The 26,572-nt window shown below is 62.2% G+C and carries 21 protein-coding genes; 11 read left to right on the top strand and 10 right to left on the bottom strand.

The features are described 5' to 3' along the window. Position 1 precedes the first annotated feature (1 nt). Both BLS81_RS16835 and BLS81_RS16830 read left to right on the top strand, forming a co-directional pair. Positions 2 to 391 carry a DoxX family protein gene (locus BLS81_RS16835; RefSeq protein WP_093225620.1) on the top strand — a complete coding sequence of 130 codons (390 nt, stop codon included), beginning with the start codon at positions 2 to 4 and terminating at the stop codon, positions 389 to 391. Positions 392 to 528: 137 nt separating this feature from the next. Next, on the top strand, positions 529 to 831 hold the full coding sequence (locus BLS81_RS16830) for a putative quinol monooxygenase (RefSeq protein ID WP_093225618.1): 303 nt from the start codon (positions 529 to 531) through the stop codon (positions 829 to 831). 414 nt (positions 832 to 1,245) lie between these two features. Here the strand turns inward: BLS81_RS16830 and BLS81_RS21170 are convergent, their stop codons facing one another. Further along, on the bottom strand, positions 1,246 to 5,187 hold the full coding sequence (locus BLS81_RS21170; protein ID WP_256326305.1) for a PAS domain S-box protein: 3,942 nt from the start codon (positions 5,185 to 5,187) through the stop codon (positions 1,246 to 1,248). Between the two features lie 186 nt (positions 5,188 to 5,373). Between BLS81_RS21170 and BLS81_RS16820 the strand changes: the two genes are divergently transcribed. Beyond that, the gene (locus BLS81_RS16820) at positions 5,374 to 5,622 is read left to right on the top strand and encodes a response regulator (RefSeq protein WP_093225615.1); all 249 of its coding nucleotides are present in this window, start codon (positions 5,374 to 5,376) and stop codon (positions 5,620 to 5,622) included. Between the two features lie 239 nt (positions 5,623 to 5,861). On the opposite strand, the gene BLS81_RS16815 is transcribed toward BLS81_RS16820, so the two are convergent. Beyond that, the gene (locus BLS81_RS16815) at positions 5,862 to 7,061 is read right to left on the bottom strand and encodes an FAD-dependent monooxygenase (protein WP_176787218.1); all 1,200 of its coding nucleotides are present in this window, start codon (positions 7,059 to 7,061) and stop codon (positions 5,862 to 5,864) included. Between the two features lie 13 nt (positions 7,062 to 7,074). Continuing rightward, positions 7,075 to 7,869, bottom strand: a complete 795-nt coding sequence (locus tag BLS81_RS16810) for an MBL fold metallo-hydrolase (RefSeq protein WP_176787217.1) — start codon at positions 7,867 to 7,869, stop codon at positions 7,075 to 7,077. 279 nt (positions 7,870 to 8,148) lie between these two features. Between BLS81_RS16810 and BLS81_RS16805 the strand changes: the two genes are divergently transcribed. Then, entirely contained in the window at positions 8,149 to 8,796 is a 648-nt protein-coding gene (locus BLS81_RS16805) for a TetR/AcrR family transcriptional regulator (RefSeq protein ID WP_093225611.1), read from the top strand. Here BLS81_RS16805 and BLS81_RS16800 read toward each other — a convergent pair. After that, complete coding sequence (locus BLS81_RS16800) at positions 8,780 to 9,652, bottom strand: SDR family NAD(P)-dependent oxidoreductase (protein ID WP_093225609.1); 873 nt, start codon at positions 9,650 to 9,652, stop codon at positions 8,780 to 8,782. The genes BLS81_RS16805 and BLS81_RS16800 overlap by 17 nt on opposite strands. A gap of 71 nt (positions 9,653 to 9,723) precedes the next feature. On the opposite strand from BLS81_RS16800, the gene BLS81_RS16795 reads away from it, so the two are divergent. The 4 genes from BLS81_RS16795 to BLS81_RS16780 all read left to right on the top strand — a co-directional run bounded on the left by BLS81_RS16795 (position 9,724) and on the right by BLS81_RS16780 (position 13,350). Beyond that, positions 9,724 to 10,119, top strand: coding sequence for a helix-turn-helix domain-containing protein (locus BLS81_RS16795; protein ID WP_093225608.1), 396 nt, complete (start codon positions 9,724 to 9,726; stop codon positions 10,117 to 10,119). Positions 10,120 to 10,350: 231 nt separating this feature from the next. Next, complete coding sequence (locus BLS81_RS16790; RefSeq protein WP_093225606.1) at positions 10,351 to 11,304, top strand: LysR family transcriptional regulator; 954 nt, start codon at positions 10,351 to 10,353, stop codon at positions 11,302 to 11,304. Between the two features lie 97 nt (positions 11,305 to 11,401). Beyond that, on the top strand, positions 11,402 to 12,409 hold the full coding sequence (locus BLS81_RS16785) for a saccharopine dehydrogenase family protein (protein WP_093225604.1): 1,008 nt from the start codon (positions 11,402 to 11,404) through the stop codon (positions 12,407 to 12,409). Positions 12,410 to 12,513: 104 nt separating this feature from the next. Beyond that, entirely contained in the window at positions 12,514 to 13,350 is an 837-nt protein-coding gene (locus tag BLS81_RS16780; RefSeq protein ID WP_093225603.1) for a DMT family transporter, read from the top strand. 39 nt (positions 13,351 to 13,389) lie between these two features. Here the strand turns inward: BLS81_RS16780 and BLS81_RS16775 are convergent, their stop codons facing one another. Both BLS81_RS16775 and BLS81_RS16770 read right to left on the bottom strand, forming a co-directional pair. Beyond that, positions 13,390 to 14,337: an alpha/beta hydrolase family protein gene (locus BLS81_RS16775; protein WP_093225601.1), complete on the bottom strand. Its 948-nt coding sequence runs from the start codon at positions 14,335 to 14,337 to the stop codon at positions 13,390 to 13,392. 1 nt (position 14,338) lies between these two features. After that, complete coding sequence (locus BLS81_RS16770; RefSeq protein WP_218123147.1) at positions 14,339 to 15,424, bottom strand: zinc-dependent alcohol dehydrogenase family protein; 1,086 nt, start codon at positions 15,422 to 15,424, stop codon at positions 14,339 to 14,341. 59 nt (positions 15,425 to 15,483) lie between these two features. Here BLS81_RS16770 and BLS81_RS16765 point away from each other — a divergent pair, with 59 nt between their 5' ends. After that, positions 15,484 to 16,374, top strand: coding sequence for a LysR family transcriptional regulator (locus BLS81_RS16765; RefSeq protein ID WP_093225600.1), 891 nt, complete (start codon positions 15,484 to 15,486; stop codon positions 16,372 to 16,374). A 356-nt stretch (positions 16,375 to 16,730) separates the two neighbouring features. Here the strand turns inward: BLS81_RS16765 and BLS81_RS16755 are convergent, their stop codons facing one another. Next, entirely contained in the window at positions 16,731 to 20,039 is a 3,309-nt protein-coding gene (locus BLS81_RS16755; protein ID WP_093225596.1) for a DEAD/DEAH box helicase, read from the bottom strand. A gap of 143 nt (positions 20,040 to 20,182) precedes the next feature. On the opposite strand from BLS81_RS16755, the gene BLS81_RS16750 reads away from it, so the two are divergent. Continuing rightward, positions 20,183 to 20,629, top strand: a complete 447-nt coding sequence (locus BLS81_RS16750) for a hypothetical protein (RefSeq protein WP_093225595.1) — start codon at positions 20,183 to 20,185, stop codon at positions 20,627 to 20,629. A gap of 251 nt (positions 20,630 to 20,880) precedes the next feature. Here the strand turns inward: BLS81_RS16750 and BLS81_RS16745 are convergent, their stop codons facing one another. The 3 genes from BLS81_RS16745 to BLS81_RS16735 all read right to left on the bottom strand — a co-directional run bounded on the left by BLS81_RS16745 (position 20,881) and on the right by BLS81_RS16735 (position 25,225). Next, a complete protein-coding gene (locus tag BLS81_RS16745; RefSeq protein ID WP_093225593.1) occupies positions 20,881 to 21,363 on the bottom strand; it encodes a DUF4440 domain-containing protein in 483 nt (160 codons plus the stop codon). Between the two features lie 122 nt (positions 21,364 to 21,485). Next, positions 21,486 to 24,119 carry an AAA family ATPase gene (locus tag BLS81_RS16740; protein WP_093225592.1) on the bottom strand — a complete coding sequence of 878 codons (2,634 nt, stop codon included), beginning with the start codon at positions 24,117 to 24,119 and terminating at the stop codon, positions 21,486 to 21,488. Further along, the gene (locus tag BLS81_RS16735) at positions 24,116 to 25,225 is read right to left on the bottom strand and encodes a metallophosphoesterase family protein (RefSeq protein ID WP_093225806.1); all 1,110 of its coding nucleotides are present in this window, start codon (positions 25,223 to 25,225) and stop codon (positions 24,116 to 24,118) included. Before BLS81_RS16735 ends, BLS81_RS16740 begins: the two co-directional genes overlap by 4 nt. Before the next feature lie 99 nt (positions 25,226 to 25,324). Here BLS81_RS16735 and dinB point away from each other — a divergent pair, with 99 nt between their 5' ends. Then, complete coding sequence (gene dinB, locus BLS81_RS16730) at positions 25,325 to 26,404, top strand: DNA polymerase IV (RefSeq protein WP_093225805.1); 1,080 nt, start codon at positions 25,325 to 25,327, stop codon at positions 26,402 to 26,404. The last annotated feature ends 168 nt before the right edge of the window (positions 26,405 to 26,572 follow it).

The following is a 26,572-nucleotide window of genomic DNA, read 5'->3' as shown; positions in this document are numbered from 1 at the left end:
CATGGCCGGGAACGCCCGCACTGGGCCCGGCAAGGGCGCCCCTATCGCGGACTGGATCGTCCGCATCCTGCTTGGGACAGCCTTCGTCGCGGCTGGCGGCGCGAAGCTCGCCGGCGCGCCGCCGATGGTCGCGATCTTCGATCATATCGGCATCGGTCAGTGGTTCCGGCTTCTGACCGGCGCGCTGGAGATATCGGGCGCCGTGCTGGTGCTAGTGCCGCGCACCGCCGCCCGGGGCGCGTCGCTGCTCTCCGCCATCATGGTGGGGGCAGTCTTCACGCACCTCGTGGTGATCGGCGGCAACCCCGCCCCCGCGCTGGTGCTGCTGGCGCTGAGTGTAGTCGTGCTGTCGCTGCGTAGGCGGCAACTGCTTCGCTTGGCCGGAGCCTAACGTCAACATTGTCGCACGGGCGCTGCAGGCTGCCCGCAACCCGTCGTGGGTTTCACTCTGCCGCAGATAATCCGCGAGGGATTCGCTTCAAACAGGTATATACAGGCGTTCAGCCGGGGGGTGCACAGGAGGACACCATGACGGCCTTATCCCTTTGCGTGGAGCTCAAAGCAAAGCCCGGGAAGGAAGACGCGGTTGCGGCTTTCCTGGCAAGCGCGAAGAGCTTGGTCGATGCCGAACCGGGCACGATAAGCTGGTTCGCCGTTCGCTTCGATCAAAGCACGTTCGCGATCTTCGATGCGTTCGATGATGATGCCGGTCGGGAGGCCCATCTCTCCGGAAAGGTGGCTGCCGCACTCATGGAGAATGCGGAAGAATTGCTGGCCGCCACGCCCCAGATCCGCAAGGCCGATGTTTTGGCCGACAAGCTGCCGGGTTAGCTCGATGCGGCTGTGGCTGTAAGAGAAGTCTCGCCGAGCACCAGGATCCAGGGCTCATGTTTGAGCTTAAGGATGTCCTCAATCCTGACTTGCTCGCGTTTATCAGGTCCTGAAGACCCATCATCCCTCATCTCATCTCTGGTCGGCGGACGGTTGAGATTTCCATTAGCGCCGTCCGCCGACCAAGCTGGTCTAACGGCTGCTTTTGATTGAGTCAGTGGCTTGGTCGAACGGCCGGCAATGGGGCGCGTAACTGCCAAGTGGCTTCACACTGGGCGAATGGCAGGTTGGGTCAGAAGCTGCCGTTTAGACCCCAACTGGCGAACGACGGACTCTGGTCGGTATCCGCCGCCAAAAGTTCACGTTATTCGATCCAGATCGATCAGTCCGATGTACCGAATGCCGACTAATGATTCAGCGGCATCCCTCTTGCAGATGTGCAGCCTCCGCGGCCGGGGGCATCAAATCCGCGAGACTTGCCGCAAGCTCGGAGTTGCGGAAGGGCTTGGTTAGTCGGGCAACGTCGATATCGACCCCTTCCGCCTCCGCATACCCTGACACGATCAACACCGGCAACCGAGGCCGCTCCTTCTTCAGCTCGCGCGCCAATTGTGCTCCGCTCATCCCCGGCATGAGATGGTCGGTAACGACGACATCCGGCTTCAGGCCAGTCCGAAGCAGTGACAGCGCTTCCTCGGCCGAGTTGGCTTCGGCCACCTCGTACCCAAGGTCGGCCAGCATGTCGGCGGTACTCATGCGGACCAACTCCTCGTCGTCGACGAGAAGCGCTACGCCGCGTCCGTTGGGAACGATTGCTGTGCTACGTTCTTGGTCCTCACCTTCGATGGCGGTCGTACTAATTGGAAGCCAGAGTTCGATGACTGTGCCACTGCCAAGGGTGCTTTCGATGGCAAGCCCGCCGCCAAGCTGAGCGGCCAGGCCGTGTACCATCGACAGGCCAAGACCGGTGCCCTTACCAATGCCCTTGGTTGAAAAGAATGGCTCGGCGGCACGCTTCAAGGTCGCCTCGTCCATGCCGGACCCGGTGTCGCCGACGCACAGCCGCACATAGTGGCCCGGCTTTAGACCGGCCGGATGAGCAGTGCGCACGCTGTCGCGCCGGGCCGTGATAGTGAGTTCTCCACCGTCCGGCATCGCGTCTCGCGCATTAACCGCCAGGTTCAGCAAAGCCATTTCGAGCTGGTTCGCGTCTGCATTCGCCGGCGGCAAGCCGGCCGCTAGATCAAGGCGGATGTCGATCGTCGGTCCCAGCGTCGAAGTCAGGAGAGCGGCCATGCTTTCAACCAGACGCGAGATGTCGACTGCCGTGGGCTGCAGGGGCTGCCTACGGGCGAAGGCAAGCAGCCGCTGTACGAGCGTCTTGGCCCGCTCCGCAGATTGCAATGCACCGTCGATCAGCCGCCGCTCACGTTCGCTGCCGATCCCCTTGCGTACCAGCATATCGAGCGAGCCGATGATCGGCGTCAGCAGATTGTTGAAGTCGTGTGCGACCCCGCCAGTCAGGCTACCCATCGCTTCCATCTTCTGACTCTGTCGCAGCGCTTCCCGCGCTTGTTCGAGTTCCGCCTCGCGTGCCTTGGCGAAGCTGAGGTCTCGGCCAACGGCGATGAAGTTGATACCGTCGGGCTCAGGAGCGACGGTCCACTCGATATATCTCCAGCCGCCGTCCTTGGTGCTGATACGGTTTTCAAACCGCGTCGGCCGCCTCGTATCAGACATTTCCGCGATCGCCAGAAGCGTGGCTGGAGCGTCATCCGGGTGCATGAATGTTTCATAGCCACGCGACAGCAACTCGCGCTCGCTCCACCCTAGAACCTGGGTCCAGGCCGGACTGATGGCCGACATCATCCCGCTGTAATCCGCGCGGGCGAGCATATCCTGGGAAAGATTCCACAATCGGTCTCGTTCCGCCGACCGCGCCTCGACCAAGGCCTCGAGCGTCTCGTTCATCTCGCGAAGCCTCGCTTCGCTGACACGCAGCGCCTCTTCTCCTCGTGCACGCTCGACAGCCGTTCGGATCCGGTCCGCGAAATCCCTTATCAGGCTAAGGTCGCCCTCGTTCCAATTACGTGGCTCCGGATGATTGACGAAGAAAACGGAAACAAGCCTTCCGTGCTCAAGGACCGGGGCGTTGACGAATGATCGGGTGCTCTTGCTCTGCAGCGCATCGGCAGCTGGTCCCGCAGTACGAGGATCGAGGCGGGTATCCTCGATGACCGTGAATTCACCGAGCTTGAGACTGTCGATAAACGATCCATAATCGCGCAACGGCGTCGCACCCGCGAGCGTTTCGACGCCCGGAGCGACCCAGTCGCGATCGACATACAACGTATCCGTATCATGATCGACTGCACCGTACCCGACCCTCGTACTGCCAAGGGTTCGACCGAGAATCGCGGCCGCTGAATAGCCGATGTCGACAGGGTCCTGGAGGTCACGGATGGCATTGGTCAGCTCGATCAGCGCAGCTCGGCGGACCTCCGCGGCTTTGCGCTCGGTGACATCGAGCGCGGTGCCAGCGATGCGCAGGCAGCGTCCGGTCTCGTCGAACACGCCACGGCCCTTCGCCGCTACCCATCGCTCGACGCCATCTTCACGGCCGATCGTGCGATATTCGACATCATATAGGGCGCGCTGGTTTGGATCGGCAGCTGCATGATAGGCAGCTGCTGTCGCATCCCGATCATCGGGATGCAGGCCGTTGTAGAAGTCATCCATAGTAACCGGAACGTCGGCGGATATCCCGAACATTGCCTTTGTTCGGGGCGGCCATGTCAGGATGTCATGGATGACATCGACGTCCCAAAAGCCGACTTCGGCGTTTTCTACCGCCAGACGAAGGCGTTCCTCGCTCTCGCGCAGCCGGGCTTCCGCTCCGACCCGCTCGACATGCGCCCAGCAGCGTTCCGCGACCTCCTTCACAAGGGAGATCTCGTCCGCGGTCCAATCTCGCGCGCGATCTTGGTGGATCGCCATCATCGCCGCCAGTCTACCGTCCTTGACGAGCGGGCAGCAGATGATCGCGGCGATGCCGATCGCTTCGAACATTTCCCGGCCTTCGCCAGATCCGAGCTCGGCAGACACGTCACGAACGATCAGCGCCTGCCCCGTCCGCATGTCGGACGCGGCGCGCGGGCCGAACAGGTCGAGACTATAGGATCCGATCGAACTCGCGATTCCCGGAGCTGAATGATCGCTGCGGATCCAAAAACGATCGTTGTCCGCTTCGACGTCGGCATAGGCACAACGTGACGCGTCGAGCTTTTCACCGAGCAGTCGCGTTGCTGCCTGCATGGCGCCTTCGGCATCTGCCGCTGCGAACAGGCGCTCTTCCAGCGCGCTGAAAAAACGAAGCCGTGCCTCACTGGCGCGGATCGCCGCGTCAGCGTTGTGCTCGCTCGTGCGATCGCGAAAAATTTTGACGTAACCTCCTGCGCCGTCCGCAAGCGGCATGGTCAGCCCAGATCCCCAGAAGCGAGTGCCATCTTTGCGGACGTGCCAGCGCTCGTTGACCGCGCGCCCGTCGCTGGACGCCCGTGCCATCTCCTGCTCCGGCAGATGCTCAGCTTGGTCTTCGGGAGTAAAGAATAAGCCCCCTGACCGCCCGATGGCTTCAGCTTCAGGGTAGCCGATTAGATGTTCAGCGCCGCTGTTCCAGCCGGTGATGACCCCGGTCACGTCAAGCGTGACAATACCGAAATCCTCCGCACCTTCGACAATTTGGCGATAGCGGGCCTCGCTCGCGCGTAACTCTGCTTCCGCGCGGTCGCGGGCTTGGGCAAGTCGTGCATTCTCGATTGCGATGGTTGCGAGCCGACCCAGACTTTCCAACCGCTCAATCGTATTGCGGTCATGTTCGACCGGTTCGGACCAGTAAGCACCAAGCGCGGCGACCGGCTCGGGCCGTCCGATCGGGACCATGATGAGGCTGCGCACGAAGGTTGCGGCGTAGGCTTGCTGAGGCACTCGGGCATCCAGGCGTACATCGCCGATTGCAACGGTCCGCCGCTCTCGCATCGCCCAGCCCGATACGCATTCGTCGGCCGGGAAGCTCTGCCCCTGCCAGAGGGGAGCGACGGCATCCTCAGCGACGTAGGAGCAGCGGTCGCCTTCTTTGAGGGCGATGGCGATGCCCTCGGCGCCTACAGCCGCCCGCGCGGTGTCACGCAGGACATCTACCACAGCTTGAAGAGAATGCGCTGCGACGAGACGTTCGCTGGCGTCGAGAATATTTGATTGCCGGCGCGTATCACCGTTGTCTTGCAGTGAGGCCCCACGCGCCATCGCGTCCGCGGGATGCGCTGCTGTTTTCGCGGTCTGCGGGCGTGAAACCATGCCGGAGATATAGGGTAAGGATTTCAATGCGTCATGCTGACTCTGCATCGAGAGCCATGATTTGTAAGACCGGCCAAAACGTCCGATTTCGATCGCTGTCGCGGGCCCGATTTGGCAAATCTCCGTCATGTAATCTCGAGCCTCTCAGAGGCTTAGTTAAGTTGGTCGAAGGAGGCACTTGGGCTCTTGCGAGCCGCGCGGGGGCGCTTCGATGCGATCATCATCGATGGCGATCTCCCGGACAAGGATGGCCTCACTTTGCTTTCCGAAATCCGGACACAATATTCCGACATGCCAGCGGTGCTCACTGCGAAGCCAGATGATCAGCGTCGCACTACCGACCCGCGCACGGTTAATGTCCAGAAGCCTTACACTGCAGCGATGATCATCGATGGTCTGACTCGAATTGCCTCTGAAGCTGACCGGGCGGGGTGACACGGAGGAGAGGACAGTGCTGGCCGACCGAAAAGTAATATGCCCGAGTCGGAGGGACTCTATTACGGCTCTTAAAAGCTGGGCCGCTTGGTTTCGCTAGGCTGCGTGAAGTGAGTGCATAATGGCGGCAGCCATTATCGTTCCGGCGGGAACTGCACCGTAGCTCATTCAAACGCGCTGCAGGCATTGCTGGATTGCGGCCCGATTTTAACCGGTCGAGCATGGCCTGTTTGGAAATGTCACGAATAGTCAGGCAGATCGAAATCGTCCATGACAGCTTGTTGCCGCTTAGCGTCGCTCGGTCTCAGGAGCTTTTGCACCGGCGAGCTCGCGAAAAACCGCTGCGCCAGATGCGTGAGCGTTATGCCAAACCAGGTTTTGGCATGAAGCAAACGGATGAAGCTTTGGCTGAGCTGGTTCTGCGTTGCCTCGGCATAGGGGCGAACCCGGCGTTCATACGCAGCAAACGCCTCGGCGAAACTATCGCCTTTGCTGATCTCGCCGGCCAGTACGTAAGCGCCAACCAGCGCCAGCGCCGTTCCTGCTCCGGTAAAGGGGGTCGGGCAGTGCGCCGCGTCGCCGATCGTCACGAACCGACCTTTGGACCAGGTGGAAGCCCGGACCTGGCTCATGGGCCCAAAATAGAAATCACCGACCGCATCAAGCTCGGCGAGGATGCGATCAGCGATAGTGCCTCGCCCCTTCAACGCCTCCACCAGCATTTGGCGTCGAACCGCGGGACTGTCTTCCTCGATCCTGTGATCTTTTTTGAGGAAGGTCACGAGAACGGTGGTCTCGTGATCGTTGCCCGGCCGCAGCGTGATGAACGTGCCGCCTGCACCATTGACGGAGATCGCCCAATTGTCGTCCTCAGGCCGTCGCGGAATCTTGAAGAACGACATGTAGGCGCCGAGGTAGCGAAAGCCGGTCTCCTCGGCCAAGACCTTGGCCCGGGTCGCGGAGCTGATGCCCTCTGCGCAGATCACCAGTTCGAAGTCCTCGGTCGTGCCGTCGTTGAAGGTCACGGACATGCCGGCATCGCCGTCATCGAGATATGTGACGAACGTGCCGAACCGATATTCGCAGTCCGCTTTGGTCGCGTCGAACAGCACGCGCGCGAAATCGCCGCGCAGGATCTCGAAGTCGCTCGTCAGGGTGCCGACGGAGCCCTTGGGGAACGTCGCGATCAGGTTGCCGGCATCGTCCACATACCTCTGACCCTGTTCCAGTGTGTCCCTGGCCTCGATCTCCTTGTCGAGGCCCATCCGCTTGATGACCTGCTGACCGGCGCCTTTGATGTCGACGTTCTGGCCGCCGTCGCGAAAACCCTTTGCCCGCTCAACGAGCACAACCGCATAACCGTATTTATCCAGCCAGTAAGCGCACGCCGGGCCCGCGATGCCGGCGCCGCAGATCAGAATCTTCTTTTCAACGTCCATAGTGCCTCGCATATCACCGCGTCTCACCGGGGTAGGTAGCGATCGCGCGGAACGCCCGGCCATCATGCGCCGGAACAGCAGCGATCTGCGGATAGCGCGCGGTGGCGGCGCGGATACGTGCAAGATCGAGACGGGTCTCGTCGTAATCCTCGCCGATCAGGCGGCGCAGGAGCCACGGCTTTTCGGCGGGGATGCTCAGGCCCTCGGTCTGCCACACCAGATCGCCAAGGAAGGCGTAGCGCTTGCCTGACGGCAAGGTGACGAAGACGACGACCGAGTCCGGCGTATGCCCCGGCGCCGGCACGATCACGATGGCACCATCACCGTACACGTCGTGGCTTTTCGGGAAGCCCAGATAGGCGCCGCCATCGAAGGCATATTGCTGGTAGTGTATGTCGCCGAGGCTGTTGAGGACCTCTGTGCCTTTCGCCTTCGATGCGATGAACGCGCGCCCGGCGGCCGTCTCCATAACCGGTATGCCGCGCAGATCGTCCCCGCCGCTGATATGATCCCAGTGCGAATGCGTGGGGATGATCGCGGCAATATCGCGGAGCGGCATGCGCGCCGCCGTCAATTGCTGCGCGATCGGGACGCCCCGATGGTGCTCGGATCGCTGATAGGAGGGAAGCAGCGCGAGTTGCCGATCCACGTTCTTGCCGAAGCCGGTATCGATCAACAGATCGCCCTTCGGGTGTCGAACGAGAATGCCCGTTGCTGCGAAAGCTCGCTTGTCACTCCAGGAACCACCGCGGAAAGCAAGTGCGGCGGGTGTCTCGTATGTGCCCGTCGGAAGCGCGCTGATCGACATGCCAGGCGGTGGAGACGCGGGCGGTAACGCGCCGACCTCGACGCTCGGAAGATCGAGCCGCGCGGGGGCGAAGGACCAAGTCAGGCAAGCCCCCGCGATGACGATAAGGATCGCCGCGACTATCAGCAGGCTGCGAACCGGCCGGCGGCGCATCCGTTGCAACAGCGGAAGCTTGCCATTCACCGAGTTTGCCATACCCAATCCTCGCGTCTCACGATAAGGGTCATTATCGTTTCATGTCGTGCGATAATCACGGTTATCGTATGGAGTCAACGGCACGTGAAGGACTGGTTGCCAGATAACCCCAAGGCGAAGCTGATGGCGCGCAAGCGTGCCGCGATCGTCGAGGCCGCGAGGAAGGCGTTCCTGCGCGACGGCTTTGCCGGGGCTAGCATGGAGGGGATCGCCCAAGACGCGGGCGTTTCGATCATGACGCTCTACCGTCACGCAGAAGGCAAGGACGACCTGTTCGCGGCCGTGATCGAGAGCGCTTGCCATCCCGAGGACCAGGACGAGCGCGCCCGCCTCGATGGCGTCCTTCAAAAATCGCTCGCCGAGATCTTGGCGTTCGTTGGGGTCATGTTCCAGAACCGGCTGAGCGGCGCGGAGACGACGAGCCTCCTGCGTGTCGTCATGACCGAGATGCGCCGCTTTCCGCAGCTCGGGGAGATGGCCTATCGCGGATTGATCGGGACGCACGAGCAGGCGCTGCTCGATTTCCTGTCCGATCGGCCGGAAACGAGGGACTTGAGCGCTGTGCAGCGGCACCGGATCAGCGCGGCATTCTTCGATCGGCTGGTCGGCCTGGATAGCTATCGCGGCCTGCTGGGGCTCCCCGCCGCGACGGAAGAGGAAATGCAGGACCGGGCGACACAGGCGGCGAGCGAGATGATTGCGGCGATCTCCACGTCTACTTCAAGCCGCTGAGTTCATCGAGGCGGGCCGTCAGCCGCTCCAGATTGGCGCGATCGAACGACAGCACCGCCTTTTCCTTGCGGTTCTCGTAAAGCCGGCCACTGACATCGGCCAGGTCGGGCGACAAGGCGACCCACAACGGCGTGGCCGCACCTTCCGCCGGCGACACGGCCAGGAAGGAAGTCGCACGCAGGGCCGCGGCGACCAGGCCCTTTGCCTCCTTTAGGAACGTGGTTCTCACGAAACCTGGAGACACGGCGTTGGCCACCACCCCTGAGCCAGCCAGCGTCAGGGCCAAGCTTTCGGTTACCATCTGCAGCGCCTGCTTCGACTGCCGATAGGCTTTGAAGCCGCCATAGCGGCGGTTGCGCCATTCAAGATCGGTGACATCGTAGTCGCCGACTGCGGCCGAGACGGTGTTGACGATGCGCGCCCGGGTCGAAGCGCGAAGTTGCGGTAATAGAAGCTTCGTCAGCAGATAGGGTCCGAGCACGTTCGTGGCGAGCGTGAGCTCGCGCCCTTCCCCGGTTTCCCCTCGCTCGTTGAACCAAGCCCCTGCGTTGTTGATCAGGATCTGCAAGGTCGGATGCTGCTCGGCGACAGTTGCGGCAAACGCGCGGACGGAGCGCATATCGGAAATATCGAGCGGCACGATGTCGATGCGGCCTGGCCCCGGGATCCCCGACAGTTCCGCTCGGAGGGCCTCGCCTTTGTCGAGACTGCGAACCCCCGCAATCACGGTCACCCCATCGGCCAGCAACCCGCGAACAATCTCTTTCCCAAGGCCACCCGAGGCTCCCGTCACCACAGCGACGATGGAATCGGCGACGTTTTCCGACGCCATACGACGAGCGAGAACTTCAGACATAAGCGCTCCTTTTTGAGAGGAGCCACGCCTATAAACCTGGACCTAGGTCCATGGTCAACCGAGGAGGTCGCATGCTGATTGGAGAGTTCGCTAAGGAAGCAGGCCTCAGCCAGGACACCGTCCGATTTTATGTCCGCAAGGGACTGCTGGCGCCGCAAACGGGATCAAAGGGCGGCCGCAGCCCATGGCAGATCTTCCGGCCGCACGATGTCTCGATCGCCCGAACGATACGCTTCGCGCAGTCTTTGGGGCTGAGCCTGAAAGAGATATCGGCGCTGCTCGCGGATCTGCGGAGCGGCGGCACGGCCAGCCAGGAAGCGTCCATTCTGGACATCCAAATCGCCCGGCTGGAGAAGAAAGCTGCGGACCTGGTGCAGCTGCTCGACTATCTCCGCGCGAAACGGGAGTGGATCGCGAGCGGCAGGAAGGCCGAGCAACCGAGCCTATCGTCGTTCATGCTGTCGTAGCTCAGCTACGCTACTGCCTTGCCGGGGCGCTCAGATAAAGGCGGTTTCGGTCGTTGCATATTGGTGGCTTATGCGCCCGTATGGTGCCTTGAACGTCAGCCTCGACATGCGGGATCGACATCCTAAGTAGGAAGCGGCGCTCGCACCGCAGATATGCCGTACGAGGTAGGCGCCGGCGACGCCCGTCCCTGAGGCAAATGCCTGGGGCGGACACAGGCACGAGGCACACGTATGACAGAGGCTGTAGCGCTGGACGACGTCGCGGTTTTTTTGGCTGTGGCGGAATTCGAGAGCTTCGTCGGGGCCGCGCGGCGGCTCGGGATGCCGCAAAGCTCGGTAAGCCGGAGGGTGGCGGCGCTGGAGAACGAGCTCGGCACCCTGTTGCTCCGACGAACGACGCGATCGCTCAGTTTGACGCTCGCTGGGCAGCGCCTGGTCGAAGCCTGTGCTCCGCCGGTCGCGCAGGTCCGGGCGGCACTCGACGAAATCGCCACGGCGGCGTCTGGTGCAAGCGATTCATTGTCGATAGCCGTCTCGCCCTACATCTGCCCCGACCAGTTCCGCGCCTGGGTGTCGGATTTTGGTCGGGAGCGGCCGGACCTCCAGCTCAAACTTACAATGAATAGCAATGACGCCGACTTTGTCGCAGACGGCGTCGATTTGGCCATCCAGCTCGGACCTCCAAAACAACGAAGCCTCGTATCCATCAAGCTTTATGACGTACCATTCCAGCTTGTTGCTTCAGCTGAGTTGCTTCGTCAAAAGCCCGAGCTTCAGCGTCTTTCGGATCCCGAGCAGCTGCTTGCGCATGATTGCGCGATAATCCTTCCGATCACGAACTGGTGCTTCGTTTCCGAGGACGGGGAAGAGCGCCAGATTACCCCGACGAAGCTTGCATCGGCATCGAATGATCCCTGGCTCGTTGCGAATGCAGTGGGCCTTGGGCGAGGCGTCGGATTGCTGCCGGAGGCGTTGATCGACGATAGCCTGGTTTCCATCGACATAGTTGGCTGGAAGCCTGTTGCTTCCTCGGTTCACGCCGTTTTTCCGCATCGCCTGCGCAACACCCAAAAGGTCAGGTCGGCGTTGGAGAGTGTGCGGCGGCGGGGAAACAACGATCGAGTCAGAGGAACCGGCTCTGCATCCTCAAGCCTGCCGGAGGCAGCGTTGGAGCTTCAGCATTAATCCACTGGTGGATTGATGTTATCCCGCACGGGCAATTGTGGAAAGGTGACGCTCAGACCAACTCGCGGTCGTACCAACGACAGTGAGCAGACGTATCATGAAGGCAGCAGTTTTCGGCGCGACCGGATATACTGGTCGACTCGTAGCGGCAGAGTTGTTTCGCCGCGGGGTCGATACCCGCCTGATCGGCCGCGACGAGAAGGCGCTGTCTGCGATAGCCGGGGCACAAGACGTAAGAGCCGTCAGCCTGAACGACCCGTCATCGCTGGTCGACGCGCTCCGCGGCTGCGATGTGGTTATCAGCTGCGTTGCTCCATTCACCAGGTTCGGCGCGCCGGTTGTGGAGGCGGCGATCGCCGCTGGGTGCCATTATATCGATACAGCCGGCGAGCAGCGCTGGGTACGACGCGTGTACGACGAGTTTGGTGCCAAAGCTGCGGCGGCTGGCGTCAGCCTTGTGCCAGCCGCGACCGACGACGGCATTCCGGGCGACCTGATCGCCGGTCTCGTCGCCGCCCGCCTTTCTGAGGTGGACACTCTCCGCGTAAATCATGGCCTGTTTGATGCCGGCCTTTCGCGAGGAACGATGCTCGCGTTCCGCGAGATGGCGGCATCGCCGCCGCTGGCTTGGCAGGATGGCGAGTGGCGCGAGACCGACGCGGGTGCCCGCGAGCCGGCCGACTTTCCCGGAGACGGCGAGCAACCCTCCTGGGCGCTGCCGGGGCCGGAGGTCGTCTCCATCCAGCGACATGTGAGAGCCAGGACCATCGATGCCACTATGAACGCAGATCTCGCCGCAGGAGCGGCGTCATTGACCGACGAGGTAATCGCCGCGGCGCCGTTTGGACCGCCGGAAGACGAGCGGCGCGCGACCCGCTTCACCATGATTGCCGAGGCGCGAGCAGCGGACGGCACGACGGCGCGGGGCCATGTGACAGGAGGCGACGCCTATGGCTCGACCGCCGTGATCGCGGTCGAGGCCGCAGTCCGCCTTGGTGCCCGCGCCGCGCCGGTTGGCGCGGTCCCACCGTCGCTCGCTTTCGACCCCACAGAATTCCTGGACGCGCTGAAACCGCACGGGATCACCTGGCAGATCGGGGCCTGAAGCTGGCTATTCGGTCGACCTGGGCACCGAAATGCCCGTTCATTACGCGCACAAGGTCGTGATGAGGCTTCGGGCTGGCCCATCCATCAGCTAGCGAGAGCTGCATGTCGTTGGGGATCAGCCTGATCGTCTTGCTGGCGGCCGTGCTCCACGCGAGCTGGAATGCGCTGCTGCGCGCCGGAAGCGACCGGTTCTGGTCGATGACCGTTATGTGCATAGCGATCGCGATTGCCTGTGCATGCATCGCGCCGTTTGCGCCGGTGCCCGCGCGGGCGAGTTGGGGCTGCGCGCTGCTCTCGGCGCTGCTCCACGTCGGTTACAACCTGTTCCTGGTGCGCACCTACCGGAGCGGCGACCTCGGTCAGACCTATCCGATCGCGCGCGGCTCCTCGCCGCTGTTGGTGACGCTCGGTGCGGCGGTGTTTGCGGGCGAGCTGCCCGATATGGTCAGCATGCTGGGCGTGTTGCTGGTGTCGCTCGGCATCACCTCGCTGGCGTTCCAGGGGCGGCGGTTCGGGCTCGATAGCCTGCCTTATGCGATCGGAACCGGCTGCTTCATCGGCGCATACAGCGTAACCGACGGCATCGGCGTACGCCTGTCGGGAACGGCGGTGGGCTATACCGTGTGGATGTGCCTGGGGTGGGGCATCCTCGCGCCGGCGCTGTATTGGGTTGCGCGCGGTCCACGCGATCTTGTCCGGGGCACCCGTGAAACGACAATGGCGGCAGTTGGCGGTGTCGTGTCCCTCCTGGCATACGGCATCGTCATCGCTGCCATGGCGTTGGGGCCAATGGGCTCTGTGTCGGCGCTGCGCGAGACGAGCGTCGTCTTCGCCGCTCTAATCGGCCGCTTCTTCCTGGGCGAGCGGCTGACTGGCTATAGGGTCGTGGCCTGCGTCGTCGTCGCTGCAGGCGCGGTCCTGATCGGCCATCACGCCTGAAGCGCGAATGTCTGCGTCGATAGCTTCGGCCCGAAGCCCTCATGCCTCAGCGACGCCTTCGACGTCGCCCAGCGGCGCGTCCTCTGCCGCAAGCGCATCGCATGCCGACGGCCACGCGGCCGCATCATCGAGCAGAGTGCTGCAGAGATATGCGGTCGTCATCCGCTGGATCACGGCGACGCGCGCAGGATTTTCATCGCTGGTCTCCGTCACCTCGTAACCCGAAATACCACCCAGCATATGCTCCCCGCCGAACAGGGTGAGCAGCGCGCCCTTGCCGGGACTGAGACGATACGGGTCAGCAAACCAGTCGGGGCCGCGCGTTGTCAGCGGTGAGTGGTCGGCATCCCCCGCCACAACCAGGGCAGGCGTTGTCATGTGGTCGAAGTCCGAGTTCAGATATGGGGTGACCTCTCGTCCCAAGGGGCTCAGGTCCGCCCCACCGCGCCCGCCGGAGGCGAGCAATATCCCCACCTTGACCCGTCGATCCGACATGTCTTCGGCTTCGCCATCAGGCCCCAACATCCGCGCACCGAGCAGCATGCTGGTGGTCTGACCGCCGAACGAATGTCCCGCCGCGCCCACCAGGCTGTAATCGACACGGCCTTCCAATCCCGGCGCCGACCGCGCGATCGGGACCAACGCGTCCAGAATGCGCTTCATGTCTTCGACACGGTTGCGCCAGATCGACGGCCGTCGCAGATCGTCCTGCGCCAGTCCGAGCCGCTTGGCATCGAGATGCGTCGGCTGGATGACGACGAACCCGTGCGCCGCCCAATAGTCGGCCAACGGCGCATAGCCATCCATCGACGAGCCATAGCCGTGGGAGAACAGAATGACGGGAAGGTCGCCGCCGGTCACGGGGGCCGATACACGCAGCTGTAAATGCTCCCCTCGGCCAGGCGACGATAGCCTGATCCCACGGACCGACAGAACCGGCGTCGGCAGGCTCATGTTCGCGTCCCGCCAGATTGCGTGTTCCGTCATCTCAGATGCTCCCGCCCTGATTGGCCCCACCGGCCATCTCGATTACGATCTTGCCGAACGGGCCCTTGTCGAGGCGGTCCAACGCGTCCGGCAGGGCCGGCATCGGGAAGCGGCTGTCGAGCACCGGTGCCATGCCAACACGCTCGACGGCCCGCACCATGTCTTCGAGCGCGCGACGGTGGCCGGTGCCGATACCGTGGATAGTCACGTCCTTCATCATCAGCGGCATCGCGGGCGACGAAAGGTCGAAACCGTCGATCGCCCCGATCTGATAGATGTGCCCGCCGACGGCTGCGGCCTGGACGGACTGGCCGAGATAGGCGCCTCCGACTGTCTCCAGAACGTGATCGGCGCCGCGATCGCCGGTGAGCGCATACAGAGCGTCGAGCCCGTCCTTCCGGTGCCGGTCGATGATATGATCGGCGCCCAGCTCCCGAGCGCGGTCACCTTTTTCGGGACTGCACGACATGATCACGGTCGCTCCATGCAGTTTCGCGAACTGGAGCCCGAACAACGCTACGCCGCCGGTTCCCCTGATAAGCACCGTCTCACCCGCCCGAACATGTCCACGCTCGACGAGCGCGAACCATGCCGTGAGCGCGGCGCAAGGCAGGGTGCTCGCCTCGGCGTCGTCGAGCGACTCCGGTGCCATTACCAACCAGTGTTCCGGCAGAACCACATATTCGGCCAGCACGCCGGCGAAGAACCCTCCGAGCGTACGATAGCCCGGCGTCCGGGCTGTCCCTGCGCGAAGGCCATCGACCCATTCGGGTGTGAAGCAGGAGATCACGCGATCACCGATAGCAAAACGCTCGGCGTCCTCGCCCAGCGCCACGATCCGGCCCGCCAAGTCGGAGCCGGGCGTGAACGGAAAGGCAAGCGACAGGCCGCGCCCCGTTTCCACGACCATCTTGTCGCGATGGTTGAGCGCCACCGCGCCGACCGCCACGAGCACCTCGTGCCTGCCCGGCACCGGGATCGGTCGCTCGCGTAAGATCAGTCGGTCACGGCCGATCCCGTCCATTTCCCAGCGTCGCATCGTGCGCATCATCAAGCCTTGCCGTTTGTTCGACGCGATATGGATCATCCGCAGGAGAGGTATAATGAGCGTAATTTGGCACGGGCTGTTGAACAGGAATCACCAATATGCGCGGTGCTGAGTTTGCCGAGTTGATGGCTTTCATGGCGATTGCGGAAGAACGCAGTTTTCGCGCTGCGGCTCAGCGGCTCAACATGTCACCCTCCGCGCTCAGCCACAGCATGCGATCGCTCGAAGAGCGTCTCGGCGCCCGGCTGCTCCACCGCACGACCCGCAGCGTGGCGCCAACTGAGGCCGGGCAAGCCCTGCTCGATCGGCTCGGGCCACCAATCGCCGAAGTGAGCGACGCCGTTCGCGATGTCCGCGCTTTTCAGCAGCAGCCTCGCGGATTGGTGCGGATCAACATGCCGCGCGCCGCCGCGCAATTGATCGTGATGCCGAAGCTGGCGCAGTTTCGCGCGGACTTTCCCGAGATACGCCTCGAACTGGTCATTGATGACAGCATCACCGATGTCATCGCCAAGGGATTCGATTTCGGAATCCGGTCGGGGGCGATCGTCCAGCAGGATATGATCTCGGTGCCGCTGACGCCCGATCTACGGATGGCGGTGGTGGCGTCCCCATCGTACTTTGCACAACGGCCGGTGCCACACACGCCTGCCGAACTGAACGGCCACGCCTGCCTGACCTATCGCTGGTACGAGACGGGCGCGCTGCACCCCTGGCGCTTCGACGGTCCCGACGGACCGTTCGAAGTCATGGTCGATAGCGTCATGACGGCAAACGACACCAGCCTCCTGCTGGACGCCGCGTTGCGCGGCTGCGGCGTAGCGCTACTGGTTGAGAGCTTGGTCGAGCCCCATCTGCGGCAAGGCTCGCTTCAGCGGGTACTGGACGAATGGTGTAAACCCTTTCCGGGCTTCCATCTTTATTACCCCAGCCGGCGCCACATGCCCGCCGCTATGAGGGCACTGATCGAGAGCCTGAAGTTATCGTAGCTGCGTCAGCCGGCCGGCTATATCCAGGCAATGGCCGTCGACTGCTGCCGGAAGCTCGTGGGGACTTTCCTGCCGTTTCATACGGTGCTTGCCAACGTCGGCGTTCGTCAGATCCGGACATTGCAGACTGGGCAGTACCGGTGGCGGGACTTGAGGATATGGGCGATAATGGGGGGGCTTTTGCCTGTCCGGTTTCAGGTATGGCGAGGCCGCAAGCCGTCGCTTACCTAGTCCTACAAAGCCAGCTGTCGCCCGGTGGCGTAGCGTTACCAAGCGAGGCCCGCAAACCTGAAGCGCGGCTTGGAGAACGTAGCGTGTGTCACCGATCCGGCGCAGGAGCATGCGGTGAGCGGAAATTACTCGCTCGCTATTACACCCAGTGGAATCGCTGCGGTGTCCATCAGGTAGAGTTCCGTCGCCCCGAGTAGATCAAGCTGTCGGTTTAGCAAAGCCTTCTTGGACAATCCCGGCTGGACGATGAAGACCTTAAATTCCGGAAGTAGAAGCTTCGCCTGCTTGCCTAGATCGCGCAAGCCGCGAAGGTCACCGCGCTCGAATCGCGAAACGTGATTAATACCAGCAGCCGCGAGCTTTGCCCGACGGCCGTCTTCGCGGCGACGAAGATGCTTGAAGAGTTCCGGCACTGCGCTACGCCAGTGCGTGCTACGTTGCGCTTGGCCGCACACCGCATAAAGATCGTCGACACGAGCCCCAGCGCTGGGAGACCCTGCGAACTTGCAGTGGTAAAAATGGATCACCAGCCTGCCGTCGCGAACCCCAATGCAGACAATATCGGCGGCTTCGCCAGCATCATCGTCATCAAAAATGATAGGGAATTCATCCTCCGTGGTAGTGGCGAGAAGGCGATCAAGGACGCGCCGCTGTATTGAATCTGGTCGCTTCTCGACGCGTTGCGATTCCTTCGCGAGATCGACACCCGCCCAATCCCATTCGACGATCCGATCGCGGTCGAACGGCTTTCGCGCGGCCCCGATCGGAGGCACAAACAGCTCAGTTCCCTCAAGGTAGCCGCCATTGTCGAAGCGTATTGCGGGCGGCTCTCTGCGGAACCAGTCCCCAAGCGATCTTGTGGTGCGCCCAATCGTGATGTCGGCCGCAAAAGCGCCCTGTGGTTCGTAGGAGAGGCCATCCGGCGCGAATCGAACGATATAGTCGGCGATCTTGTTGGGAGTGACGACCCGAAAGCGGATCGGCGTGTCGGTCGTAAAGTCCAAAACTTGCAGTTCCACATCAAAGAATAGCACGGATTCTCCATCGATTGTGATCGTGATCGCGTCTTCGGCACGCTTCAGGAATTCCTCCGGCCAATCGATCAGAAGCGGAATGAGGGCGGGACGCTCACTGATTTCAACCGGCAGAATCACGTTGGTGAAGACGTCGCGGGTCGAGATCGTCTCATCGCGGAGCTTGGCACCGACCGCGTGGCACCATTCAACCCAGGATGCGAGGTCCTCGGCGGTCATCATCGACCACACTCGACCCTTCTGCGAGCAGCCAACCGTTACTCGCGCGCCGTCCTCGTAACCATGTGCGAAGAGGTTGGACTTTCGCTTGTTAGTCCGCATTGCCTCGGGCAATGCATCAGTGATGTCCGGCCCCACGTGCAGGCTGAACCTCAGCCGGTCGTTGATCACATCGCTGAGACCAAGATTCGTCAGGACCAGCCGGTTCACGTTATGAAGCGAACGAAATACAAGTTCGCCCTTTAATATGGCTGCATCATCGCCAGCCACGGCCTTGGCCAAGTCTTCGTGCATGCTGCTGTTGTTTGAGCTGTTAATGTAGAGGAGCCCCTGTTCTTCGTCCCAATGAACAAGATAAAGGTGCCACTCGGTGTTTCGGATATCCCGGACATCGCCCCAAGACACGGCATCATGTTCGCGCGTGATGAATAGCAGCACCTTGTTGCGTTCGTTCACAGTCGGACCGGCATAGATTTCCGTCGAACCCATCGCGGCGATCGCACGATCGGGCCGCCACCGTCGCGTGCCCGTCCGAAACACGACCGCACTCATCTTTGGGAAGATATTTCGCAGCGAAACGACGTCGGGAGCATCTTGGAACGCGTCGATGAAGTCCGAGCGACGAGCCTGCCTAGTGTTGGCGCCCTCGCTAAGATCTCGGAGGAGGACGTTCCAATCCGCATCCTCCGCATACAGGTCCTGTAGAGCCTCGCCGACGCCAGGGTCGGCGATATTAGCGATCATCGTGGCTTCACCGAGATCGGAGCGAAAGCGGGTAAACCGCCCCGTGAACTGCAACGTGATCGCGAGGCTCTTGTGCGGATCGTGGATCGCGGCGATCTTCAGCTCTGGGAGGTCGAAACCCTCACCCAGCATGTCCACACATACTACGATGCGTGCATCCCCGCGGCGGAGGCGGGCTAAACCATCTCGGGCCTCGCCGGCAGAAATTCCGTTATGGAGCAGCAGCGGCGCATGCTCGGGCGCGAGTGCTGCGTAATAGGCGTGCACCTGTTCAGCGCGTTTGATGTCCGAACAGCGCGCCATGACGAGGTGATTGAAACCAGCAGCGGCATCCGAAGCGAGCTGCGCGACGGCGGCTATGGCAATAGCCTGGTCAGCCTCGACCTGGTCCAGTTCGTCAACCGGCGCGAAGCGGATTTCCTTGAAATAGCCTTCGGCCTGCGCCTTCCGAAGCGGATAGTTAAAGACGACCTTTCCATCCACATGCTTGCCGTCATTGCGAAATGGCGTAGCCGTGAATTGGACCACTGGGCGATCAGCGAAGTGTCCACGAAACGCCTCCCATGTTCGGGCCGAGATGTGATGCGCTTCGTCGATGAACAGATGCGAGCATAGCTCGGCCATGCGGCGCTGAACCGCCTCGGTGCTCTGACCAGCGACCGCCATCGTCGTGACCACCACGTTGCAGCCCATAAAGATGGCGTCTACCTCTTCGGCGGTCTTGGGTTTGTGCTCCAGCAATCCGACGATCGGTAAGGGCGCATCCTCCCTCAACGCTCCCAGCTCCTTGAGAAGTCCCATCGAGACGAACTTGTCACCGATCTGATCGCGCAGCGCCCCGGTGGGCACGATCACCAGCAGCCGTGACGGTCTCTCCCGCGCCAACAACGCAAGCATCGTTTCCGTCTTTCCGGTGCCGGTCGGCATGACCACGGTTGCGGGCAGACTGCTCGTCTTCCAGTGGGAGAGCACGCCGAATAGCGCTCCAATCTGAGGAGGGCGGAGCCCGGTCTCGATCACGCGATCGCCGTCACGCTTTTCCTCGCGAAACTCGAATGCGCCGCGCCAACCGTTCAGCACCGCATTGCGCGCCTCGCTGGCTTGGCTGAGAGATAGTAGATCAAAGCGTGTGGGCGCAGGCGTCAGCCATTCGCCTTCGAGTTCGCTGGATCCGCCGACGAACGCATCCCAGTTACGGCAGCGAAAGACATCGATCGGCTCGTCCGTAACCGTGAGACGGCGGTCCGCTATAAGGATCGACGCGCCCTCATCTGGATGGAGGACTGTATAGGAGGAGCGCTTGATGGTCTTGGACCCAACAGCGAATTCTTCATGTATCGCCGCCCGGTTAAGCTGCTTAATCGCGTTCTTGTGAACTCGGCCCTCGATCGAATAGCGAGCCGGCAACTTAAAAGCGCGGTTTGTGCCCGCTGGCATTGGGTAGGTCTCCCACAACGGTGACGATCGTTACGGGAAAGGTGTAGCGGAGGATCGGTGTTTTTGCTATGTTCCATTGCCTTCGGTCATCGTCAATTTCTAGCTGTCAGGGTCGGAGACGAACCTGCTAATGTTGGTCTTCCATGGAACAGTCGATCCAAGCCATTTGGAAGCAAGACGAGATCCCCGTAATTCTGCGGCGCACGGGGAAAGGCGAGCTCCTCCGGGTGCGGTTGCCGTTCGATGGCAATAACCGGCAATGGCTGCAAGACGGGCGCCGCACTACACCAAGCTGGATCGCATCGCGCAAGTTCTGGGAAATCCCGAAAGCCTGGTTCGATGATTTCGTGAATCGCGCGTTGCAGAAATATGGCCGCCTTTATGTGATCCAGCCATATCGTGAGCAGGAAGTCTGCTCACCCTCCTGCCAGAACGCCAAGGGTCATGAGTGCCAATGTTCCTGTATGGGCGTCCATCACGGTGCAGGCAGCGACGGTAGCTGGTTTGAGGTTTCCGACGCCTTTTCGACCCGGTGGGGAGAGCGCGAGCTTGCTTGTCGTCTGATGGTTGCCAAGACTCGAGTGCAGTAGATCTTGCTCCCTCGCCAAGATTCTCTGCCCTGGGATCGGATCGTTACCCGGCTTTTGGCAGGTTATGTCAGAAGAAGACATTCTGGGTGCCTGATCGGAACGTCCGGCTCTGGTCGATAGCTGCCGGGCAGGAAAGTCCCCAATTGTTGCCATTCTTTCGTCGCCTGAATGAATGGCGGCTTTCAAGCATCCTCGATCTATCACCGAACGACCGATTATGGGGCGCATTACGGTCAGGCAGCTGCCGCCACCTAGCGGATATCGGTCTTTGGCCCGGGCACGACGTTGGCGTGGCGCGCCAGCCACTTCCATTGCCCATCATATTTTCGATAGATGTTAGTATAGCGCCGCTTCAGCGGCACTGCGCCATACGTGCGGCCAAGCTCACTGGCGGCGGTTGGAGTGAATATCTCATTGCCCATTACCACGCCGACGTCGCCAACGACGGTAACGCTTTCAACGGTTCGTTCAAACGCCTCGGCGCCGATCTGTCCGCTACGCATCATCGCTAGGAATTGGTTATGGGATAGGATCCTGTTAGTTGGCGCGTTTATGGTCAGTTCCCTTGCGGACAGTTCCGCAAGCCCCTTTACATCTGCTCGGGCGACCATGTCTTTCTGCCTAGCATCAATCGCGGCGAGCGCTGTTTCCGCGGATCCTAATCCGACGCCCTGCGCCGGAGAAGAACTTGCTATTGAGGCAATAGAAATAGCGACAACATGAAGGAAACGCATGCACAATCTCCGACACTTTTAGCCGACCTACCACACGAACGCGAGCATCCTATCCTATTGCCGACCTCGGTTCGAGCAGCAGCTCGCCGATAAAAGCGGACCCGCTCGACGGCCGGCATCGCCTAGGCGGCGGCACGGAGGAGGATCCTATTCCCGGGCACGTGGCGGAAGGCGCGATCCCGGCACGTCAGCAAGATGATCTGCATCCGCGTCGATGCCTCTGTCAGGATCTCGATCATCGTGTCGAGGCGACCATCGTCGGAATAGACCAGCGGATCGTCCAGAATCAGCGACACGGGCTTGCCTTGTTCAAGCAGCAGGTCCGCGAACGCTATGCGGGTGAGGACAGCGAGCTGCTCCTGGGTGCCGCGAGAGAGGTTGGCGCAGCTCTCATCGACGCCGGTCCGGCTGACGCTCGCGAGGGATAGATCCTCGGCAAAGGTAAGATCGCAGTCTGGCAGCAGTTGCGAGATATACCGTTTCGCGCGCTTCGCGACCGGACCGACGAACTTGGCGGCAGTCTCGTTTCGCGCGCCTTCCAGCGTATCGCGGAGCAGCTTTAACGTATCTGCTTCCTCCGTGACGCGCTGGAGCGCGGCATTCGCGGCCTCGACTTCCTCTTGAGCCGCCGCAGCGCGATCGGCCAGGCCGAGGCCGCCTTCGCTTTCGATCGTCCCCTCGAGACGGGCGATCTCGGTTTCCAGCCTCGTGCGCGTTTCAGTGGCTACCCGGACGCGGGCGTCGATGACCTCGATCTTCCGATTGATCGCGCCGACATCGTGTGCCGATGCGTTCCGCTCGGCCTCCTCCAGGCGGACGGCCGCTTGCGCTGCCGTTTCTCGCGCCCGCCTTAGATCCTCATCAAGGGTCACCCATTCCGGGCGAGCCTCAATCTCTTTGAGGAGGGCCGCGGCGTTGGCAAGGTCGCTCACCGCGCCCGCTTCGGTTAATGCGAGCGGAGCATCAGCCTCTTCGGCACGTCGCAGCGCAGCGATCGCACTATCCTGGGAACCCTCGGCTCGCGCGAGCCTCGTGTCGGCCGCCTCAACGGCTTTCATTAGCGCGGTCACATCAGGAAGGGCCGCTTCCGCCTCTGTGGCCTCCGGTTCGAGTTGAGCGACGAAGAGTTTTAATGCGTCGGCCCCGGCTGCGATTTGCAGTGTCTCGTCAGCGGGTGTGGCAGCCTCGATCTGTGCAGCAAGTGTGCGCAGTTCAGCGGCGGAATCGCGAGCCGCCTCGTTGCGAGATCGAGCAGCCGCAAGATTGGCTACGTGGAGCTCTTCGAGCGCAGACTTCCGTTTGTGGATTGCTGCAGCGAGGGTCTCCTCAGCGCTCGCGGCCGCGGCCGGCGGGCTGACGATCAATTGGGTCCCTCCGATCGCGATGCTGGCCGCACGGGTGATGGTGCGCTCGCCAGCGGGCATCGGCTCACCGTCGATCGTTACCCCCTGGATGGCGCCGGACAGCGTCAGTCGGGTCGCGCCGGCATCCACGACGGCTTGAGCTTGGTTCACCGCACGATCGTTCGCTTCGAGCGCTTCGAGCGATTTGGCCGGAATGGCGGTTGCGGCACGCGCCTTTGCCTCGCCATGCAACTGCTCGAGCTTCAGCAACTCGTCATGTCGACGGCGCGCGGCGGCGATCGCCGCCTGACGACGGCGGAGGCGGACAGCCTGTTCACCCGCAGCAAGCGCCGCTCGGGCGTCATGACGCTCACCGCGCGCCGCCTCGAGGTCCTCGCGTGCCCCAGCGACCTTGGCTTTGCCGGTAGCAAGCGCCTCGCGGAGCTCAGCACGCTTTGCGCGCGCTGTTTCCACCGCAGTCGTGGCGCTATCGCGCGAGATCGTCGCCGCCCCGTGGCGAGATTTCAGATCTTCCAATCCCTTCAGTTTCGCAACGGCCGCCTCCTGCTCGGCCTTTCGGGTCGATAGGATCTGCGCGGCTGCGCGCGCGATCTCGAGGGAGTCGACAAGCTCCTTGCGCGCTTGCGCATCGGTCTCGTCCGCTATCTCCCGCTGGATGATTTTGAGCCGCCCGCGCGCGGCATCGAGGTCGGAAAAGCTCCTCTCCAATGCGGCGAGGCGTTCACTCGCCTCAAGTACGGCCGAGATCGCAGCGTCAGCTCGTTCCCGCGCGTCGTTCTGCCGGCCGCGCTTCTGGCCGGTCGGCGACCAGTAAAGCTCATATTGCGCGTCAATTCGCTGGCGCACGCGCCGATAGGCGTCTCCGCCCATGATCGAACCGACCTCGGCTTCGAGCGTGGACGCGATCGTGTCGCGAACGATCTGCCCAGGGCCGGAAACCGCAAGGGCCTCGGCTTGCCCGACCCACAAGAGTCCCAATGCCCCATAAGTCGAAACATCGCCCCCGCGACTGGTGTCACGGACCGAGCCGAACAGCGTGTTGAGCCGTGCTTCCGCGTCATCGCCTTGGGCCCGGCCTTGGGGGCCGGAAATCTCAAGCGAGGGGCTCCTGAGGAAGCGCTTCGTCAGCGACCAGGGAGAGCCGTCGACGTCGAAGCTCACCGTGATCTCGGGACCAACTGCCTCGCCGTAGGGCGCGAAAGACTGGGCAAGCTGATTGCGCGTGTTGTGGCGGACGAAGAAGGCGGCGCGCAGCGCCTCGAGCAGCGTTGATTTCCCGGTTTCGTTCGGCTCGATGACGATGTTCAGTCCGTCGGTAAGATCGTCGATCGCGAAAGGGGTTCGAAACTTGCGGAAGCCGTCCACCGCAATCTGACGGATGACAAGGCTCATGCCTGGTCCTCCCGGCTATACTCGACGAACAGTCGCTCGAGCGCCCGCTTGGCGATGGCGCTTTCCAGGCCGCCGGCGTCGATTTTCGCGTTGAGCTTGGCTGCTGCGGTTCCAAGCATCCCTTCCACGGCAAGTGTCGCGAGGTCCTCCTCGCGCGGGCGGCCGACAAGGTCATCGGCTCGCACGGCAAGATGCCGCAGGCGGTGGCTGAGGTCGTTTTCGAGCCGCCCGAGCATCGCGATCCGCTCGCCGAGGCTGGTTATGCCCGCCAAAGTAAGCTGCAGAAGCGTGTTGGGGGCGTCGACACCAGCAAGGAGTTGGTCGCATTCAGCGTCGAACGCTACCTTGTCGTTGACCGTCCAATCGCGCGTGAGCCATTGGAAGCGGCCGGTCCGGATCGGCGTCACTATCGGCATAAGGTTGGGCTGGACCTCGACAACGAGCGCGTGACCCGGTTCATCGCGCTGGAAGCGGTCGGTCTCCGGGGTGCCGGAATACCATGTCCGAGCATCGACCTTGAGGGCTCCGTGCCAATCGCCGAGCGCGAGATAATCGAGCTGCGACAGCCTGGCCCGATCCGGGGCGATCTGGTTCTTGGTCTCTCCGCGCGATCCGAAGTCCCGAATCGATCCGTGAGCGACGCCAATCCGCAGCCGCGCGCCCGGGGTCTCCATCGTATCAAACAGGCTGGTCGGATCCTCGAGATTATGCCGGTGAATGAGCGGTGCGGGGAGCAGCCATATCTTGTCCTCGATCTCGCGTGGCCCAGGTTCCGAGAGGATGACGATCTTGTCGCTGGCCCGCTGACGGACGCGGTCCCACAGGCCGCCATTGCGCGCGAAGTCGTGGTTTCCAGGCAGGAGCCACCAGCGGCAGGTATGCCGATCCATCCGCGAAATCGCCTGAACGATAGTGCGGTCTTCAGGCCCTTCGGTGTCGAAGATGTCCCCGGCGACGATGACGTGATCCGCGCCATGCTCGGCCGCGGCGCGCCCAAGCGCGTCGACCGCGTCGAAGCGGGCCTCCGTCAGAGCTGCGCGGACATCGGAATCGAAGCGGCCGTAGGGCTTGCCGAGCTGCCAATCAGCGGAGTGAATGAACTTCATTTCGCCCTTATAGCGTTCGTTGCTGCCGACGGACACAGCATCTGCTTACTTGCAGTGCAAACCGTTCCCTTTCTGTTCAAGCTCCGCTATTTTGAGCCCATGCCAGAATCGGCCGACCGAAAGATCATTCATGTCGACATGGACGCCTTCTTCGCGTCGGTCGAGCAGCGCGATGAGCCAGCGCTTCGGGGCAAGCCCGTGGCTGTCGGCTATGCTGCGGCTCGCGGCGTCGTGGCAGCGGCCAGTTATGAGGCGCGCAAATTCGGCGTGCGCTCCGCGTTACCGTCCGTCACGGCGCTCCGTAGGTGTCCCGAGCTGATCTTCGTGCCGCCGCGCTTTGACGTCTACAAAGCCGTCTCGCGGCAAATCCACGCGATCTTCGCTGACTACACCGACCTCGTCCAACCACTGTCGCTGGATGAAGCCTATCTTGATGTGACCGCCAACCGGCGCGGTATCAAGACGGCGTGGAAGACCGCCAAAGAGATTCGCGCGCGCATCCTGGAAGAGACGGGACTTACAGCGTCCGCGGGCATCTCGTACAACAAGTTCCTGGCTAAACTCGCGTCAGATCAGCGCAAGCCCAACGGCCAGTTTGTCGTAACGCCGGACATGGGCGCCGATTGGGTCGAAAGCCTGCCTGTCTCACGATTCCACGGTGTTGGGCCGGTCACTGCCAAGAAGATGGCCGGGCTTGGGATCGCAACCGGCGCCGATTTGCGTGTTAAGTCGCTCCCGTTCTTGCAGCAGCATTTCGGGAGCTCGGCCGAATGGTACTATCTGATCGCTCGGGGCATCGACGAGCGTCCGGTCAATCCCGATCGTGAGCGCAAGTCGTCGGGGTCTGAAACGACGTTCGATCGCGATTTGCTAGAGGACCAGGAGATCGAGACTGGCGTATTGCGTCAGGCGGATGACGTCTGGAACTGGTGTGAGAAGGCCCAAGAATTCGGCCGGACCGTCACCGTCAAAGTGAAGTACGGCGACTTTCAGAATATCACCCGAAGCCGCACGCAGCCGGCGCTGGTCACGACCCAGAAAGCTCTGCGCGACGCGAGCCTCGCACTTATACGCTCTGTCTTGCCGACTGAGAAAGGCATACGCCTCGTCGGTGTGACCGTTTCCAACTTCGACCGGTCAGCAATGGGTAGCACTGAGGCGCTCCCCCTGTTCGACTAGAGCATCTCGAGAGGGACGCGCGAGCGCAGCAGCGGAAAGGCAGAATCGACCAACCGATTATGTGCCTCGTCCAGCTCCAGGCCGGCCGCAGGCCGATTTTCACGCATGTGTAAGACGCTGCTCGCCTCCGGAATAGCGCTGACGTTGCCACCGGGCACCGTCCTACCC

This window comes from Sphingomonas sp. NFR15 (assembly GCF_900103265.1).
Taxonomy (GTDB): Bacteria; Pseudomonadota; Alphaproteobacteria; order Sphingomonadales; family Sphingomonadaceae; genus Sphingomonas; species Sphingomonas pollutisoli.
Note: the sequence above shows the minus strand (reverse complement) of the source record. Positions and strands in the feature narration are given on the sequence as shown.

What these genes read in the sequence shown, in the direction of transcription:
- BLS81_RS16835 (WP_093225620.1), top strand. Translation starts at nt 2, where the DNA reads ATGGCCGGGAACGCCCGCACTGGGCCCGGCAAGGGCGCCCCTATCGCG.
- BLS81_RS16830 (WP_093225618.1), top strand. Translation starts at nt 529, where the DNA reads ATGACGGCCTTATCCCTTTGCGTGGAGCTCAAAGCAAAGCCCGGGAAG.
- BLS81_RS21170 (WP_256326305.1), bottom strand. Translation starts at nt 5,187, where the DNA reads ATGGTTTCACGCCCGCAGACCGCGAAAACAGCAGCGCATCCCGCGGAC.
- BLS81_RS16815 (WP_176787218.1), bottom strand. Translation starts at nt 7,061, where the DNA reads ATGGACGTTGAAAAGAAGATTCTGATCTGCGGCGCCGGCATCGCGGGC.
- BLS81_RS16810 (WP_176787217.1), bottom strand. Translation starts at nt 7,869, where the DNA reads ATGTCGATCAGCGCGCTTCCGACGGGCACATACGAGACACCCGCCGCA.
- BLS81_RS16800 (WP_093225609.1), bottom strand. Translation starts at nt 9,652, where the DNA reads ATGTCTGAAGTTCTCGCTCGTCGTATGGCGTCGGAAAACGTCGCCGAT.
- BLS81_RS16795 (WP_093225608.1), top strand. Translation starts at nt 9,724, where the DNA reads ATGCTGATTGGAGAGTTCGCTAAGGAAGCAGGCCTCAGCCAGGACACC.
- BLS81_RS16790 (WP_093225606.1), top strand. Translation starts at nt 10,351, where the DNA reads ATGACAGAGGCTGTAGCGCTGGACGACGTCGCGGTTTTTTTGGCTGTG.
- BLS81_RS16785 (WP_093225604.1), top strand. Translation starts at nt 11,402, where the DNA reads ATGAAGGCAGCAGTTTTCGGCGCGACCGGATATACTGGTCGACTCGTA.
- BLS81_RS16780 (WP_093225603.1), top strand. Translation starts at nt 12,514, where the DNA reads ATGTCGTTGGGGATCAGCCTGATCGTCTTGCTGGCGGCCGTGCTCCAC.
- BLS81_RS16775 (WP_093225601.1), bottom strand. Translation starts at nt 14,337, where the DNA reads ATGACGGAACACGCAATCTGGCGGGACGCGAACATGAGCCTGCCGACG.
- BLS81_RS16770 (WP_218123147.1), bottom strand. Translation starts at nt 15,424, where the DNA reads ATGATCCATATCGCGTCGAACAAACGGCAAGGCTTGATGATGCGCACG.
- BLS81_RS16765 (WP_093225600.1), top strand. Translation starts at nt 15,484, where the DNA reads ATGCGCGGTGCTGAGTTTGCCGAGTTGATGGCTTTCATGGCGATTGCG.
- BLS81_RS16755 (WP_093225596.1), bottom strand. Translation starts at nt 20,039, where the DNA reads ATGCCAGCGGGCACAAACCGCGCTTTTAAGTTGCCGGCTCGCTATTCG.
- BLS81_RS16750 (WP_093225595.1), top strand. Translation starts at nt 20,183, where the DNA reads ATGGAACAGTCGATCCAAGCCATTTGGAAGCAAGACGAGATCCCCGTA.
- BLS81_RS16745 (WP_093225593.1), bottom strand. Translation starts at nt 21,363, where the DNA reads ATGCGTTTCCTTCATGTTGTCGCTATTTCTATTGCCTCAATAGCAAGT.
- BLS81_RS16740 (WP_093225592.1), bottom strand. Translation starts at nt 24,119, where the DNA reads ATGAGCCTTGTCATCCGTCAGATTGCGGTGGACGGCTTCCGCAAGTTT.
- BLS81_RS16735 (WP_093225806.1), bottom strand. Translation starts at nt 25,225, where the DNA reads ATGAAGTTCATTCACTCCGCTGATTGGCAGCTCGGCAAGCCCTACGGC.
- dinB (WP_093225805.1), top strand. Translation starts at nt 25,325, where the DNA reads ATGCCAGAATCGGCCGACCGAAAGATCATTCATGTCGACATGGACGCC.